This is a genomic window from Streptomyces venezuelae (genome assembly GCF_008642375.1).
Classification (GTDB): domain Bacteria; phylum Actinomycetota; class Actinomycetes; order Streptomycetales; family Streptomycetaceae; genus Streptomyces; species Streptomyces venezuelae_G.
The window spans coordinates 1,783,962-1,796,596 of sequence record NZ_CP029194.1; the positions used below are offsets into that span (position 1 = coordinate 1,783,962).

Sequence of the window (12,635 nt, forward strand, 5' to 3'; positions counted from 1 at the left end):
CGGTCGCAGTGGCCGTGGACCGCAGTCGGACGCGGCCGGAGCCGTCACCCGATGATGATCAAGACATGAAGAGATTCCTTGAGGTCACCGGTTTCCTGCTCGTCGTGTTCGGCGTCTGCGGAGTGATCCGCGAGCTGACCGACGGCTGGTTCAAGCTGATGGGCCTGACCCGTTTCCTGACCGGGAACGTGTGGTTCATGGAGGGCAGGGAGGTGTTCGTGAACATCGTGATCGCAGCCCTCGGCCTGGTGCTCATGATCGTGTCGGACCGCGTACGGAAGTCCTGACCCTCGGGACGGCCCAGGGCCTGTCCGACGGATCATGGCCGGGGCCGCGGCCTGTCCGGCCCTGATCCGTCGGACAGGCCCTAGCGGGCGTCCTCGTCGGCCGTGCGGCGGCCCCAGCTGGTCCCCGCGAGGACGAGGACCGCGCCGAGGAGACCGAGGATCCCCGGGCGGTCGCCGGCAAGGGCGATGCCTGCGGCGGCGGCCCAGAGCGGCTCCGTGCCGAGGAGCAGGCTGACCCGGGACGGGGAGCTGCGGCGGACCGCCCACATCTGCACGAAGAAGGCGAAGAGCGTGCAGAAGACGGAGAGGAAGAGCAGCCCGACCCACTCGCGGGGGCCGAAGTCGAGGGCGGTCGCCCAGGGCGAGGCACCCGTCCCGGGGAAGGCCGCGATGACGGCGAAGACGGCGACGGCGGAGCCGAGCTGGACGGTGGTGAGGGAGAGCGAGTCGGCCGACCGGACCGCCTTGATCCGGGACATCGCCAGGACGTGGACGGTACGGGCGAGGGCGGCGAGCAGCATGAGGAGGTCGCCGAGGGAGGGTGCGGTGAAGCCGCCGCCCTGGGTGAGCAGGACGACGCCCGTGACGGAGAGCGCGGCGGCGGCGAGGAAGGCGCGGGGCGGCCGCACCCGGGTGACGGCGGCCTCGGCGAGCGGGGTGAAGATCATGGTGAGGCTGATGATCAGGCCCGCGTTGGTGGCGGAGGTGTGGACGACGCCGTACGTCTCCAGGAGGAAGATCCCGCTGAGGATCAGCCCGAGGGTGCCGGCGCCGCGCCACTGGGCCGCGGTGAGCGCGCGGAGCTTGCGCCGTCCGGCGACGACGAGGACGGGCAGCACCACCGCGAAGCGCAGCACGAGGACCGCGATGACGGTGTGGGTGGTGGTGATGCCCTTGGCCGCGAGGTAGCTGGCGCCCCAGACGACGGCGACGAGCAGGACGGGCAGGTCGATGAGCCAGGCGCGGCGCGGGGCGCCGAGGGACACGGGGGCAGCGAGGGAGGACATGACGGCCGTTTCTCCAACTGTCGGGACGAGGTGGAGACTTCGACGGCTCGCACGTGGAGCGATCACGGTACCGGGAGAGGCGTGTGGTGGCTACACCTTTCCGGGCCTCGCCGGTCAAGGGCTGCTGTCCTGACGGACGGGGAGGCGCGGCTACGCGCTCTCCAGGGCCTTGGCCACCAGGTCCAGCTCGCCGGGCATGACCGCGACCAGGACGACCCCGCCGGACGAGGCGTACTCCAGGATCCGGCATCCCGGATTGATGGACATCCCCTCGCGAGCGGAGGGCGGGCGCGTTCCCGTCCGGCGCAGATCGGTCGGCAGCGCGAGCTCCCGCGAGCCCCAGGAGGCCCGCCAGACCGGAGGACCCGCGTCGATCAGCAGGCGTCCGGCCCGCCAGCGGGAGCCGTGCACCGGCCACTTGAGCATGCAGGGAACCCCGGCCGTCTCCCCGGCGGCGAGGGCGGTCGACCGCTGCCGCCGCTTCCGGTCCATCAGCCACCCGACGAGGGCGGCGACTGCGGCGAGAAACAGTAGTTCGATCACGCTCGCATTCAAGCAGGCGGGGAACCCCGAAGGGGGCTCCACCCCACGCCGGGCTCCGAGGGACGCCGGACGGGCGCGCCGCGGGGCCGAGTCGGCGATCGGGGGCGGAGTCGGCGTCCGTTTCCCGCCAGCGTCCGGGCTCGCACCCGAGTTTCCTTGAAACCGCAACCACTTACCGCTTCTCACGGAGGTTTCGGATGTCCACGATGCACGGCACGGCGGTACTGGTGACGGGCGGCAGCCGCGGGATCGGCGCGGCCACGGCCGTCCGCCTGGCCCGGGAGGGCGCCGACGTGGCCTTCACCTATGTACGGGACGAGGCGGCGGCCGAGAAGGTCGTCGCGCGGATCGAGGCGGCCGGGCGCACGGCGCTGCCCCTGCGCGCCGACGCGGCCGACGCCGGTGACGCGGCGGGTGCGGTGGAGTGGGCGGCGGATGCCCTGGGCCGGCTCGACGTCCTCGTGAACAGTGTCGGCGTCGGGGTCCTCGGCCCGCTGGAGTCGCTGACCCTGGCGGACGTGGACCGGGTCCTCGCGGTCAACGTCCGGGCGGCCTTCCTCGCCTCGCAGGCGGCGGCCGGGCGCCTGCCGGAGGGCGGGCGGATCGTCACGATCGGCACCTGCATGACGAAGCGGGTCCCCGGGCCCGGCGCCACGCTGTACGCGACGAGCAAGGCGGCGCTGACCGGCCTGACGAAGGCGCTCGCCCGGGAGCTGGGAGGCCGTGGCATCACGGCCAACCTCGTCCACCCCGGCCCCGTCGACACCGACATGAACCCGGCGGACGGGCCTCACGCGGAGGGCCAGGCGGCGATGACGGCGCTCGGCCGCTTCGGCACGGCGGACGAGGTGGCGGCGATGGTCGCGTTCCTGGCGGGGCCGGAGGGGCGGTACGTGACGGGGGCCGAGTTCGCGGTGGACGGCGGGCACGCGGCGTAGGCCGGGCCGGTCCGGACCCCGCGGGAGGCACCTGCCTGTGGGGCCGGGCCGGGAGGACCCGTACGCGATGGTGGCGAGTGAGCCGAAGGGGCGCGTCGGGGGAACAGGGTCGAGCGCGCGGAGCCTCCTGAGGAACGAAGGAGGCGAGCACGGTCGGCCCTGTGAGCCCGGCTGTAGCGCCCCGGAGGCGAACCGAGCCCGAAAGAAGGGGGACGCGAGGACGCACCGGTGCTGTCGGGCCGGTGCGCCCTCGCGGGCCGGGCGGGGTGTCGTACCCGCCCAGTTCATGGAGGAGTCGGTGGCGTCAGCCGCCCAGCTCCTGGTGGCGGGCGGTCAGTCGGGCCGCGCCGGACTCCGTGAGGGAGCCGAAGAGGCGGAGGCGGGAGATGCCGCCGTCCGGGTAGATGTCGATCCGGATCCGGGAGCCGACCGCCGGCGTGTCGAGCACGAACCGGTGGTTGGTGTCGGGCTGGAGGCGGGTCCGGGACAGGATCTCGGTCCAGTCCTCGGAGCCCTCGGCCGCGACCGAGAGGGCGGCCCAGCCCGCGCTGTTGCCCTTGAGGTAGGCGGTGTCGATCTCGACGGCGCGGATCTCGGACTCGGCGACGAGCTGGTAGCGGATCCAGTCGTTGCCCTTGTCGCGGCGGCGGCGGGTCTCCCAGCCGTCGTCCATCTTGCGGGAGCGGCCCGGCTGGATGGTGTTGGTGGCCGGCGAGTAGAAGCGGTCCGAGGCGTCCTCGACCTGGCCGCCGTTCTCCAGGGCCGCGAGGTCGAAGGTGCCGAGGACGGCGAGCCAGCGCGGGTCGGGGGCGACCTCTCCGTACACGCGGAGACGGGCGATGCCGCCGTCGGGGTGCTGGTTGACGCGCAGGTGCGTGAAGCGCTGCTCGACGTCGACGGCGAAGCCGTTGGCGGCGTGGCCGCCGACGGCGGTGCGCGGGACGAGGGTCGTCCACTTCACGTCGTCGGCGAGGAGGTCCTCGGGCGAGGGCGAGCCGGCGACCGAGGTGGCCTCGACGGAGACGGCCTGCGGGTAGTTGCCGCGGAAGTGGGCGGTGTCGACGACGATGCCGCGGACGACGCCGGGGGCGCCGAGCCGTACGAGCGCCCAGTCGTGGTCGTCCTCGGTGGGGTGCGGCTGCTGGGCCGAGACGCCGCGGCGGCGGCGGGTCTCCCAGCCGTCCATGATCTTGCCCTTGTGGCCGAAGTGCTCGGGGTCGAACTCGGCGGGCTCGGGCTTGAGGAGGTTCTCGCGCTCGGCGAAGAACTCGTCGTTGGCCGCGACGACACCCGCGCCGAGTCGTCGGTCGGCGAGGTCCGCGTACTGGGTGAAGGGGAAGTCGGCGGTGCGGTAGTCGGCGTACGGGTCGCCGCCTCCGAAGGGGCTGGCGTCGCCGGTGAAGGAGGGTATGCCGGTGCTCACGGGTCAGTTGTTCCTTTCGAGGAGGCGGCCGGAGGGCTCGGCGAGGGTGCCGTGGTCGACGATGCGCTCTCCGCGCAGCCAGGTGGAGGCGACGACGCCGCTGAGGGTCTTGCCCGCGTAGGCGGTGATGCGGTTGCGGTGCTGGAGCTCGGCCGGGTCGACGGTGAAGGTCGCGTCGGGGTCGATGACCGCGAAGTCGGCGTCGCGGCCGGCCTCGATGGCGCCCTTCCGCGAGAGGCCCGCGAGCCGGGCGGGGGCCTCGGACATCCAGCGGACCACGTCCTCCAGGGAGTGGCCGCGGCGCTTGGCCTCGGTCCAGATCGCGGGGAGGCCGAGCTGGAGGGAGGAGATGCCGCCCCAGGCGGAGAGGAAGTCCGGGGTCTTCAGGTCGGCGGTGGACGGGGAGTGGTCGGAGACGATGCAGTCGATCGTGCCGTCCGCGAGCCCCTGCCACAGGGCGTCCTGGTTGGCGGCCTCACGGATGGGCGGGCAGCACTTGAACTCGGTGGCGCCGTCCGGGATCTCCTCGGCGGTGAGCGTGAGGAAGTGCGGACAGGACTCGACGGTGATCTTGATGCCCTCGGCCTTGGCGGCGGCGATGGCGGGCAGCGCGTCGGAGGACGAGAGGTGCAGGACGTGGACGCGGGCGCCCAGCCGGCGGGCCTGGTTGACCAGGTTCTCGATCGCCGTGTTCTCCGCGTCCCGGGGACGGGAGGCGAGGAAGTCGGCGTACTCGCTGGAGGACTTCTGCGGCGCGGCCGCGAGGTGGTGCGGGTCCTCGGCGTGCACGATCATCAGACCGTCGAAGCCCGCGATCTCGGCGAGCGAGTTCGCCAGCTGCTCCTGGTCGAGCGAGGGGAACTCGTCCACGCCGGACGGCGACAGGAAGCACTTGAAGCCGTAGACCCCGGCGTCGTGCAGCGGGCGCAGGTCCTTGACGTTGTCGGGCAGGGCGCCGCCCCAGAAGCCGACGTCGATGTGCGCCTTCGTGCGGGCGACCTCCTGCTTCACCCGCAGGTTCTCGACGGTGGTCGTCGGCGGGATGGAGTTCAGGGGCATGTCGAGCAGCGTGGTGATGCCGCCGGCGGCCGCCGCGCGGGTGGCGGTCCAGAAGCCCTCCCACTCGGTCCGGCCCGGGTCGTTCACATGCACGTGGGTGTCGACGAGGCCGGGCAGGACGACGTCGTCGCCGACGTCCTCCAGGCGGGCACCGGCCGGTACCTCGGCGTCGTACGGCAGCACGGCCGCGATCGTCCCTCCGGAGACGGCGATCGACGCCGGACGCGTCCCCTCGGGGGTGATGACGCGAGTCGAGCGCAGGACCAGGTTGACGTCCACCCGTACCCCTTCTTCAAGTGCTCCGGCTTCGAGCACTTCGGCGAGAAATTCAACGAACTGTTGAAAAGGAGTCTTCACTTCCTGGCGACATGTCGTCAAGGGCACACTTCCAGCATCGGCCTTCAGCGAACCCGACTTAGAGGTTTCCACAAAGTGGAATGGAAATTCCGTACAGTAGAACGTAGCTCCGCACATGTGGGGCAGACCAGGATCCCTCCAGGCCCTCCCCGACACCGGACAAACACCCCCTGACCGGCCCGTACGCCGGTACCGGGACCAGGTGCCCCGGCCGGTGGCCCGGTAGGCTGCTGACTTGCCCGCCTGCCTCGAAAGGACCGTTGACGTGCCGACGTCCAGCGCCAGCACCACCGACGCCGCCAAGCCCGCCGCAGCGAGCGGTGGCGTCCAGTCCCTTGAGCGTGCCTTCGACCTCCTGGAGCGGATGGCCGACGCCGGGGGCGAGGTCGGGCTGAGCGAGCTCTCCGCCAGCAGCGGACTGCCGCTCCCCACCATCCACCGGCTGATGCGCACCCTCGTCGCCTGCGGCTACGTGCGCCAGCAGCCCAACCGGCGGTACGCGCTCGGCCCCCGCCTCATCCGGCTCGGCGAGTCCTCGTCCCGCCTCCTCGGCACCTGGGCCCGCCCCTACCTGGCGCGGCTCGTCGAGGAGACCGGCGAGACCGCCAACATGGCGCTGCTCGACGGCGACGAGATCGTGTACGTCGCCCAGGTGCCGTCCAAGCACTCGATGCGCATGTTCACCGAGGTCGGCCGGCGGGTCCTGCCGCACTCCACCGGCGTGGGCAAGGCGCTCCTCGCGCACACCCCGGCCGAGGAGGTGCGCGCGCTGCTCGCCCGTACCGGCATGCCGGCCGCCACCGAGAAGACCATCACCACGCCCGACGGCTTCCTCGACGCCCTCGAAGCGGTCCGCGCGACCGGGTACGCCGTCGACGACAACGAGCAGGAGATAGGAGTCCGCTGCCTCGCGGTGCCGGTCCCCGACTCCCCCACCGCCGCGGCGATCTCGATCTCGGGCCCGGCCGGCCGGGTCACCGAGGCGGCCACGGAGAAGATCGTCCCGATCCTCCAGCAGGTCGCCCGCGAACTGTCGGCGGCCCTCGCCAACACGACGGGCAACGGCGGCGCCTGACCCGGAGCCTTGCCGCACACGCGAAGGCGCCCGGAACCCTCGAGGTTCCGGGCGCCTTCGCGTCTTCCGTGCCTCAGGCCCGCACCGCCTCCGTCAGCCGCCCGTCCTGGACCGACACCGTGCGGTCCGTGCGGGCCAGATGGGTCCGGTCGTGGGTCACCAGCACCGTCGCCGTGCCCCGCTCGGCCGTCAGACCGGCGAGCAGGTCCATGACCGCCGCGCCCCGCTCGTGGTCCAGTGCGCTCGTCGGCTCGTCGACCAGGAGCACGGACGGCTCGTTCATCAGGGCCCGCGCGATGTTCACGCGCTGCCGCTGGCCGCCCGACAGCTGGTGCGGGCGGCGGTGCGCCTGGTCCGCGAGGCCCACCGCGTCGAGCAGGTCCATCGCCCGGCCCCGTACCGACTTCGGCGCGCGCCCCGACAGGTGCGCCATCACCTGGAGCTGCTCCGCCGCGCTCAGCGAGGGCAGCAGGTTGGGCTGCTGGAAGACGATCCCGATGTGCTCGCGCCGCAGCTCGGCGCGGGCGGCCGGGCTGAGCCGCCCCGTGTCCGTACCGGCGACCACGACCTGCCCCCGGTCCGGGGTCACCAGGGTCGCGGCCACGGCGAGCAGGCTGGACTTGCCGGACCCCGAAGGGCCGACGACGGCAGTGAGGGTGCCCGCGGGGACGGTCAGCGAGACGGAGTCGAGGGCGGTGAGCCGGCCGTCTCCGTCGGGGTAGGTCAGGGTGACGGCGTCGAGGACGAGGCTCATCGGGCGCTCCCGAGGGCGGTGAGGGGGTCGACGGCGGTGATCCGCCGGATGGACAGGGCGGCGCCGAGGACCCCGAGCACGACGATCACGGCGGCGGGCCCGAGCACGGTGAGCGGCTCCAGGACGAAGGGCACGTTCCCGCCGCTGACCAGGGCGCCGATGCCGACCGCGAGCGCGGTGCCGAGCAGAGTGCCCGCGGTGAGCATGAGGACGGCCTGCCCGAGGGCGTCCTTGAGGAGGTACGGCGTGGAGGCACCGAGCGCCTTGAGGACGGCGACGTCGCCGCTGCGCTGGATCGTCCAGACGGTGAAGAAGGCCCCTATGACGAGCGCGGAGATCGCGAAGAGGAAGCCCCGCATGAGCTGGAGCGAGCCGTTCTCGGCCTGGTAGGACCCTATGGCGGTGAGCGCCCCTTCGACGGTCCGCGCCTCGGTCTTCGCGGCCTCGTCGCCGGCGGCCCAGTCGACCCCGTCGCCGCTGAGCGCGATCACGGTGGCCTGCGCCTCGGGGGTGGTGCCGCTGTGCCCGAGCTGCTGCCAGTCGTCGAGGGAGGTCCACACCACCGGCGTGTGGCTGTACGAGGCGTCGCCGGAGACGGCCGTGACGGTGGCCTCCAGGGGGCCGAGGCGCAGCGCGTCGCCGACGCCCACGCCGAGCTCCTCCGCCGCGGACTCCGACAGGACCGCCTTCCCGGCGCCGACAGCACCGGGGGCGAGCCCGGACCCCGGCTCCGTACCGAAGGCGGAGACGGCGGCCGTCCGGTCCCCGGCGGCGGCGTTGAGGGTGCGGATGCCGAGCGGCGCGGCCTCCGTCACGCCGGGCCGCTCGGCCCAGCCGTTCCACTGGTCCTCCGTCACCGTCGAGTTGGTGAAGGAGACCGACTGCCCGGACGGCGGCGCCGCGAAGGCCAGCCGGTCGGCGGGCAGTCCGGTGATCGCGGAGATGTTCTCTCGCGCGAGCCCGGCGGTCAGCCCGGACAGCAGCCCCACGAGCAGGGTGATCAGGACGATCACGGTGCCCATGAGGGCGAACCGCCCCTTGGCGAATCTCAGGTCTCTCCATGCCACGAACATGCTGACCAGAGTGGTCCGAGGAGGGCCGTCCGGGCATCGCGCCACGGATGGCTCCACAATCAAACTTTCGGTTGAGTCCGGATTGTCCGTTCCCCGCGCTCCCGCTGTCTACGCTGGTGGGGACATGGATCCGTACTCCTCCCTCCACCCCGCCCGGCACTCCTCCCTCCACCCCGCCCGGCACTCCTCCCTCCACCCCGCCCGGCGTTCTCTCACCCCCGTCCTGCGCGCGCTGCGCCTCTGCCTGCACCTGCTGATGGCGGGCCTGCTCGTCCTCGCGGCGGTGCGGAGCGGAACCGCCGCCGGGACGGTGATGGCGGCGGTCGTGGGCGCGGTCTACGCGGCGGGCTCGCTGCTGCCGTCCGTGGCCGGCTCCCAGCGGGCCGCGGCCGTCTGGCTGGGCGTCCTGTGCGCGTCCTGGCTGGGGCTGCTCTGGCTGACGCCCGACGCGCTGTGGGTGGCGTTCCCGCTGTACTTCCTCCAGCTCCACCTGCTGCCCCCGCGCTGGTCGCTGCCGGCCGTCGCCCTGACGGCGGGCGCGGCGATCCTCTCGTACGTGGGCCACGGCGCCGCCCTGAATCCGGGCGTCTTCATCGGGCCGCTGCTCGGCGGCGCGGTCGCGGTGGCGACCGTCCTCGGCTACCAGGCCCTGTACCGGGAGAGCGAGCGGCGACGCCGGCTCATCGAGGAGCTGATCGAGACCCGGGCGGAGCTGGCGGCGGCGGAGCGGCACGCGGGGACGCTCGCCGAGCGCGAGCGGCTCGCGCGGGAGATCCACGACACGCTCGCGCAGGGCCTGTCCTCGATCCAGCTGCTGCTGCGCGCCGCCGAGCGGGCGCTGCCGCCGGGCTCCCCGGCCGCCGGTCACATCGACCGGGCGCGGCAGGCGGCGCAGGACAACCTGGCGGAGGCGCGGCGCTTTGTCCGCGCGCTGTCGCCGCCGGACCTGGAGCACGGCTCGCTGGCGGCGGCGCTGGAGCGGCTGTGCGAGCCGGTGGCCGGTTCCGGTGGGTACGGCTCCGACGAGCCCGGGGCGGCCGGGCCCCGGGTGCGTTTCTCGGTGAGCGGGACGCCGGCCGAGCTGCCGACGCCGTACGAGGTGGCGCTGCTGCGGATCGCGCAGTCGGCGCTCGCGAACACGGTGCGGCACGCCTCGGCCTCGCGGGCGGAGATCACCCTCTCGTTCATGGACGCCTCGGTGACCCTGGACGTGGTCGACGACGGCAAGGGCTTCGACCCGGGCTCCGTACGGCAGTCCTCGGAGGGCGGCTTCGGGCTTCCGGCGATGCGCTCGCGGGCCGAGTCGCTGGGCGGCACCTTCACCGTCGAATCGGCACCCGGCCAGGGCACGGCGGTGGCCGTCTCCCTCCCCCTTCCCGCAGGAGTCTCCGCATGACGACCATCAGGCTTCTCCTCGCCGACGACCACCCGGTGGTACGGGCGGGTCTGCGCGCGGTCCTGGACACGGAGCCGGACTTCACGGTGGTCGGCGAGGCCGCGACGGCCGAGCGGGCGGTGGAGCTGGCCGCCGCGGGGGGCGTGGACGTGGTCCTGATGGACCTGCAGTTCGGCGCCGGGATGCACGGCTCGGAGGCGACGGCGGCGATCACGGCCGCGCCCGGCGGGCCGAAGGTGCTGGTCCTGACGACGTACGACACGGACGCGGACATCCTGGCGGCCGTGGAGGCGGGCGCCTCCGGCTACCTCCTGAAGGACGCGCCGCCGGAGGAGCTGGCGGCGGCGGTACGGACGGCGGCGGCCGGCCAGTCGGCGCTCGCCCCGGCGGTGGCCCACCGGCTGATGGACCGGATGCGGACCCCGGCGGAGGCGCTGACGAAGCGGGAGCTCGAGGTGCTCCAGCTGGTGGGCGAGGGCCTGTCTAACCAGCAGATCAGCAAGGCGCTGTTCCTGAGCCAGGCCACGGTGAAGTCGCACCTGGTCCACATCTTCGCGAAGCTGGGCGTGGACTCGCGGACGGCCGCGGTGGCGGCGGCGACGGCCCGGCGGCTGATCAGGCGGTGAGCCCGCCCTGCCGGCCCGCGGCCGACGAGTCGGCGCGGGCGCCCATCAGGTCCTGGAAGGACTGCATGCACGGCAGGCAGTGCCGGTCCGTCCGCACCCCGTCGGCGTCGCGGTCGACGCTCTGACCGCAGAGGCTGTTGCCCGCCTCCTTGGCGATCACGTGCCAGACCAGAAGGCCGCTGGAGTCGTCGGGCGCGATGTGCATCTCGTACATGGCAGTTTCCGTTCTCCGGGTGCGGTGTCCGGGTTCCACCCAACTCGTGCCCGGCGGCCCCGGCACGGCGGCCCGGCCGTTCGGGTGAACCGTCACGGGCCGGCAGGACCGGTCTTCGGCGTGGGGCCGGGCTCCGGAGAGCCGGGCTCCGGCGGGTGGGGGCCGGGCTCCGGCCGGTCCCGGTCGCGCTCCGGCCGGTCCGGGTCGCGCTCCGGCCGGTCCCGGTCGCGCTCCGGCCGGTCCGGGTCGCGCTCCGGCGGGTTGGGACCCGCGGCGCCCCGTTCGCGGCTCGCGCGTCCGGCCCCGCCGGCGCCCGGCAGTCCACGCGTCACCAGGAAGCTCGCCAGGGTGATGCCCCCGGTCGCGAGGACGGCCGCCTTGAGGCCGGCGAGCTGGGCCGAGGCGTAGGAGTCGGTGACGGCGTCCACCTCCTGCGGCGGAAGCCCCGCGCTCTCCGCCGCCGCGCGGACCTGCTCGGTGGGGACGAAGCTGATCCCGGCCTCCAGCGCGACGCTCGTCTGCGCGCGCGCCTCGTCAGAGAGTCTCGCGTCGTCCTCCACCTGGGTGGTGAAGGCCTGGGCCAGGGCTCCGATCAGCAGGGATCCGATGAGGGCCGTGCCGAGCGCGGAGCCCAGGTTCTGCGCGGTGAACTGCAGGCCGCCGACCTCGCTGCGCTCCTCCTCCCCCACGCTGGACTGCACGACGTTGCCGAGCTGCGAGGCGAGCAGCCCCATGCCCAGGCCGAGGAGCGCCATGGCCCAGAAGAACTGGGCGTCGTCGATGACGGGGTCGATGGTGGCGAGGAGCCAGGCGATGGCGGCGAGGAGCAGCACCAGGGCCAGCCGGACGATCCGCCGCGGGCCAAGCCTGCGGCCGAGCTTCGCCGCGCCCAGAGAGGCCGCGAGCATGGTGACGGAGACCGGCAGGAGCCGCAGTCCCGTCTCGAAGGCGTCGAGTCCCTGCACCACCTGGAGGTAGAGCGGGATGGTGAAGAACAGCCCGAGCAGGATGAGGTTCTGGCTGAGCAGGGTCATCAGCCCCGCGCTCAGGGTGGGTCTGCGGAAGAGGGCCAGGTGGACCAGGGGGTCGGCGCCGCGGGCCTCCCGGCGCTCCTCCCACGCCCGGAAGAGGAAGAGGACCACCGCTCCGGCCCCGATCACGAACAGCGTGGGGGCGAAGCCGAAGACCGTGAAGGGCGGGTTGCGCGGCTCGACCCATCCCCAGGTGCTGCTCTGCAGCACGCCGAGCACGCCGAGGCCCAGACCGGCCGCCGACAGCACGGCGCCGACGCCGTCGAGCCCGGGACGCCGGCTCACCGGGGCCGGTTCCGGGATCGCCCGCCGCAGGAGCAGGACGGCCAGCACCACCACGACCTCGCCCGCGAAGACCAGGCGCCAGGTGAGGTACGTCGTCACCCAGCCGCCGAGCAGCGGACCGACCGCGATGCCCGCGCCGGCCAGGCCGCCGATGACGCCGTACGCGACGGAGCGGTCGCGGCCCCGGTAGGACTCGGCGACGAGGGCCGCCATGGAGGGGAGCACCAGGGCGGCGCCGAGCCCCTCGATGATCGACCAGCCCAGGGTGAGGACCCACAGGGTGGGCGCGACGGCGGTCAGGGCCGATCCGAGGCCGTAGACCGCCATGCCGATCAGGAAGACGCGGCGACGGCCCAGGATGTCCCCGAACCTGCCTCCGATGATCATGAAGGCGGCCATGACCAGGGCGTACAGGGTGATGACGGCCTGGATCGCCGTCACCTCGGTGTCGAAGTCCTCGACCAGCTGGCTGATGGAGACGTTCATGACGGAGGTGTCCAGCACCATCAGGAACTGGGCCGTCCCCAGCACGATCAGAGCACGCCAACGTCCCATGGTCGCCACCTC

At 73.3% G+C, this 12,635-nt stretch carries 13 protein-coding genes; 5 read left to right on the forward strand and 8 right to left on the reverse strand.

The annotated features are described in order from the left end of the window. The first annotated feature begins 65 nt into the window (after positions 1-65). Complete coding sequence (locus DEJ46_RS07895) at positions 66-287, forward strand: hypothetical protein (RefSeq protein WP_150264834.1); 222 nt, start codon at positions 66-68, stop codon at positions 285-287. Between the two features lie 80 nt (positions 288-367). Here the strand turns inward: DEJ46_RS07895 and DEJ46_RS07900 are convergent, their stop codons facing one another. Together DEJ46_RS07900 and DEJ46_RS07905 are read right to left on the reverse strand one after the other, a co-directional pair. Next, a complete protein-coding gene (locus tag DEJ46_RS07900) occupies positions 368-1,294 on the reverse strand; it encodes a DMT family transporter (RefSeq protein ID WP_150264835.1) in 927 nt (308 codons plus the stop codon). Positions 1,295-1,444: 150 nt separating this feature from the next. Continuing rightward, positions 1,445-1,837 carry a hypothetical protein gene (locus tag DEJ46_RS07905; RefSeq protein WP_150264836.1) on the reverse strand — a complete coding sequence of 131 codons (393 nt, stop codon included), beginning with the start codon at positions 1,835-1,837 and terminating at the stop codon, positions 1,445-1,447. A 197-nt stretch (positions 1,838-2,034) separates the two neighbouring features. On the opposite strand from DEJ46_RS07905, the gene DEJ46_RS07910 reads away from it, so the two are divergent. Beyond that, positions 2,035-2,775, forward strand: a complete 741-nt coding sequence (locus DEJ46_RS07910) for an SDR family NAD(P)-dependent oxidoreductase (protein WP_150264837.1) — start codon at positions 2,035-2,037, stop codon at positions 2,773-2,775. Between the two features lie 304 nt (positions 2,776-3,079). Here DEJ46_RS07910 and alc read toward each other — a convergent pair whose 3' ends face one another. Both alc and allB read right to left on the reverse strand, forming a co-directional pair. Then, entirely contained in the window at positions 3,080-4,198 is a 1,119-nt protein-coding gene (gene alc, locus DEJ46_RS07915; protein ID WP_150264838.1) for an allantoicase, read from the reverse strand. 3 nt (positions 4,199-4,201) lie between these two features. Beyond that, positions 4,202-5,536 carry an allantoinase AllB gene (allB, locus tag DEJ46_RS07920; RefSeq protein WP_150264839.1) on the reverse strand — a complete coding sequence of 445 codons (1,335 nt, stop codon included), beginning with the start codon at positions 5,534-5,536 and terminating at the stop codon, positions 4,202-4,204. Positions 5,537-5,879: 343 nt separating this feature from the next. On the opposite strand from allB, the gene DEJ46_RS07925 reads away from it, so the two are divergent. After that, entirely contained in the window at positions 5,880-6,689 is an 810-nt protein-coding gene (locus tag DEJ46_RS07925) for an IclR family transcriptional regulator (RefSeq protein WP_150264840.1), read from the forward strand. Between the two features lie 73 nt (positions 6,690-6,762). Here DEJ46_RS07925 and DEJ46_RS07930 read toward each other — a convergent pair whose 3' ends face one another. Together DEJ46_RS07930 and DEJ46_RS07935 are read right to left on the reverse strand one after the other, a co-directional pair. Next, positions 6,763-7,443, reverse strand: a complete 681-nt coding sequence (locus DEJ46_RS07930; protein ID WP_150264841.1) for an ABC transporter ATP-binding protein — start codon at positions 7,441-7,443, stop codon at positions 6,763-6,765. After that, entirely contained in the window at positions 7,440-8,516 is a 1,077-nt protein-coding gene (locus tag DEJ46_RS07935; protein WP_190622497.1) for an ABC transporter permease, read from the reverse strand. The genes DEJ46_RS07930 and DEJ46_RS07935 overlap by 4 nt, the downstream gene beginning before the upstream one ends. A 256-nt stretch (positions 8,517-8,772) precedes the next feature. Here DEJ46_RS07935 and DEJ46_RS07940 point away from each other — a divergent pair, with 256 nt between their 5' ends. Next, positions 8,773-9,912 (forward strand): sensor histidine kinase, encoded by a 1,140-nt coding sequence (locus DEJ46_RS07940; RefSeq protein ID WP_223835448.1) that lies wholly within the window; start codon positions 8,773-8,775, stop codon positions 9,910-9,912. Further along, positions 9,909-10,538, forward strand: coding sequence for a response regulator (locus tag DEJ46_RS07945; RefSeq protein WP_150264844.1), 630 nt, complete (start codon positions 9,909-9,911; stop codon positions 10,536-10,538). Before DEJ46_RS07940 ends, DEJ46_RS07945 begins: the two co-directional genes overlap by 4 nt. On the opposite strand, the gene DEJ46_RS07950 is transcribed toward DEJ46_RS07945, so the two are convergent. Together DEJ46_RS07950 and DEJ46_RS07960 are read right to left on the reverse strand one after the other, a co-directional pair. Then, complete coding sequence (locus tag DEJ46_RS07950; protein WP_150264845.1) at positions 10,528-10,752, reverse strand: hypothetical protein; 225 nt, start codon at positions 10,750-10,752, stop codon at positions 10,528-10,530. The genes DEJ46_RS07945 and DEJ46_RS07950 overlap by 11 nt on opposite strands. 92 nt (positions 10,753-10,844) lie before the next feature. Continuing rightward, entirely contained in the window at positions 10,845-12,623 is a 1,779-nt protein-coding gene (locus DEJ46_RS07960) for an MFS transporter (RefSeq protein ID WP_223834557.1), read from the reverse strand. Positions 12,624-12,635 lie beyond the last annotated feature (12 nt).

What these genes read in the sequence shown, in the direction of transcription:
- DEJ46_RS07895 (WP_150264834.1), top strand. Translation starts at nt 66, where the DNA reads ATGAAGAGATTCCTTGAGGTCACCGGTTTCCTGCTCGTCGTGTTCGGC.
- DEJ46_RS07900 (WP_150264835.1), bottom strand. Translation starts at nt 1,294, where the DNA reads ATGTCCTCCCTCGCTGCCCCCGTGTCCCTCGGCGCCCCGCGCCGCGCC.
- DEJ46_RS07910 (WP_150264837.1), top strand. Translation starts at nt 2,035, where the DNA reads ATGTCCACGATGCACGGCACGGCGGTACTGGTGACGGGCGGCAGCCGC.
- DEJ46_RS07930 (WP_150264841.1), bottom strand. Translation starts at nt 7,443, where the DNA reads ATGAGCCTCGTCCTCGACGCCGTCACCCTGACCTACCCCGACGGAGAC.
- DEJ46_RS07935 (WP_190622497.1), bottom strand. Translation starts at nt 8,516, where the DNA reads ATGTTCGTGGCATGGAGAGACCTGAGATTCGCCAAGGGGCGGTTCGCC.
- DEJ46_RS07940 (WP_223835448.1), top strand. Translation starts at nt 8,773, where the DNA reads ATGGCGGGCCTGCTCGTCCTCGCGGCGGTGCGGAGCGGAACCGCCGCC.
- DEJ46_RS07945 (WP_150264844.1), top strand. Translation starts at nt 9,909, where the DNA reads ATGACGACCATCAGGCTTCTCCTCGCCGACGACCACCCGGTGGTACGG.
- DEJ46_RS07950 (WP_150264845.1), bottom strand. Translation starts at nt 10,752, where the DNA reads ATGTACGAGATGCACATCGCGCCCGACGACTCCAGCGGCCTTCTGGTC.
- DEJ46_RS07960 (WP_223834557.1), bottom strand. Translation starts at nt 12,623, where the DNA reads ATGGGACGTTGGCGTGCTCTGATCGTGCTGGGGACGGCCCAGTTCCTG.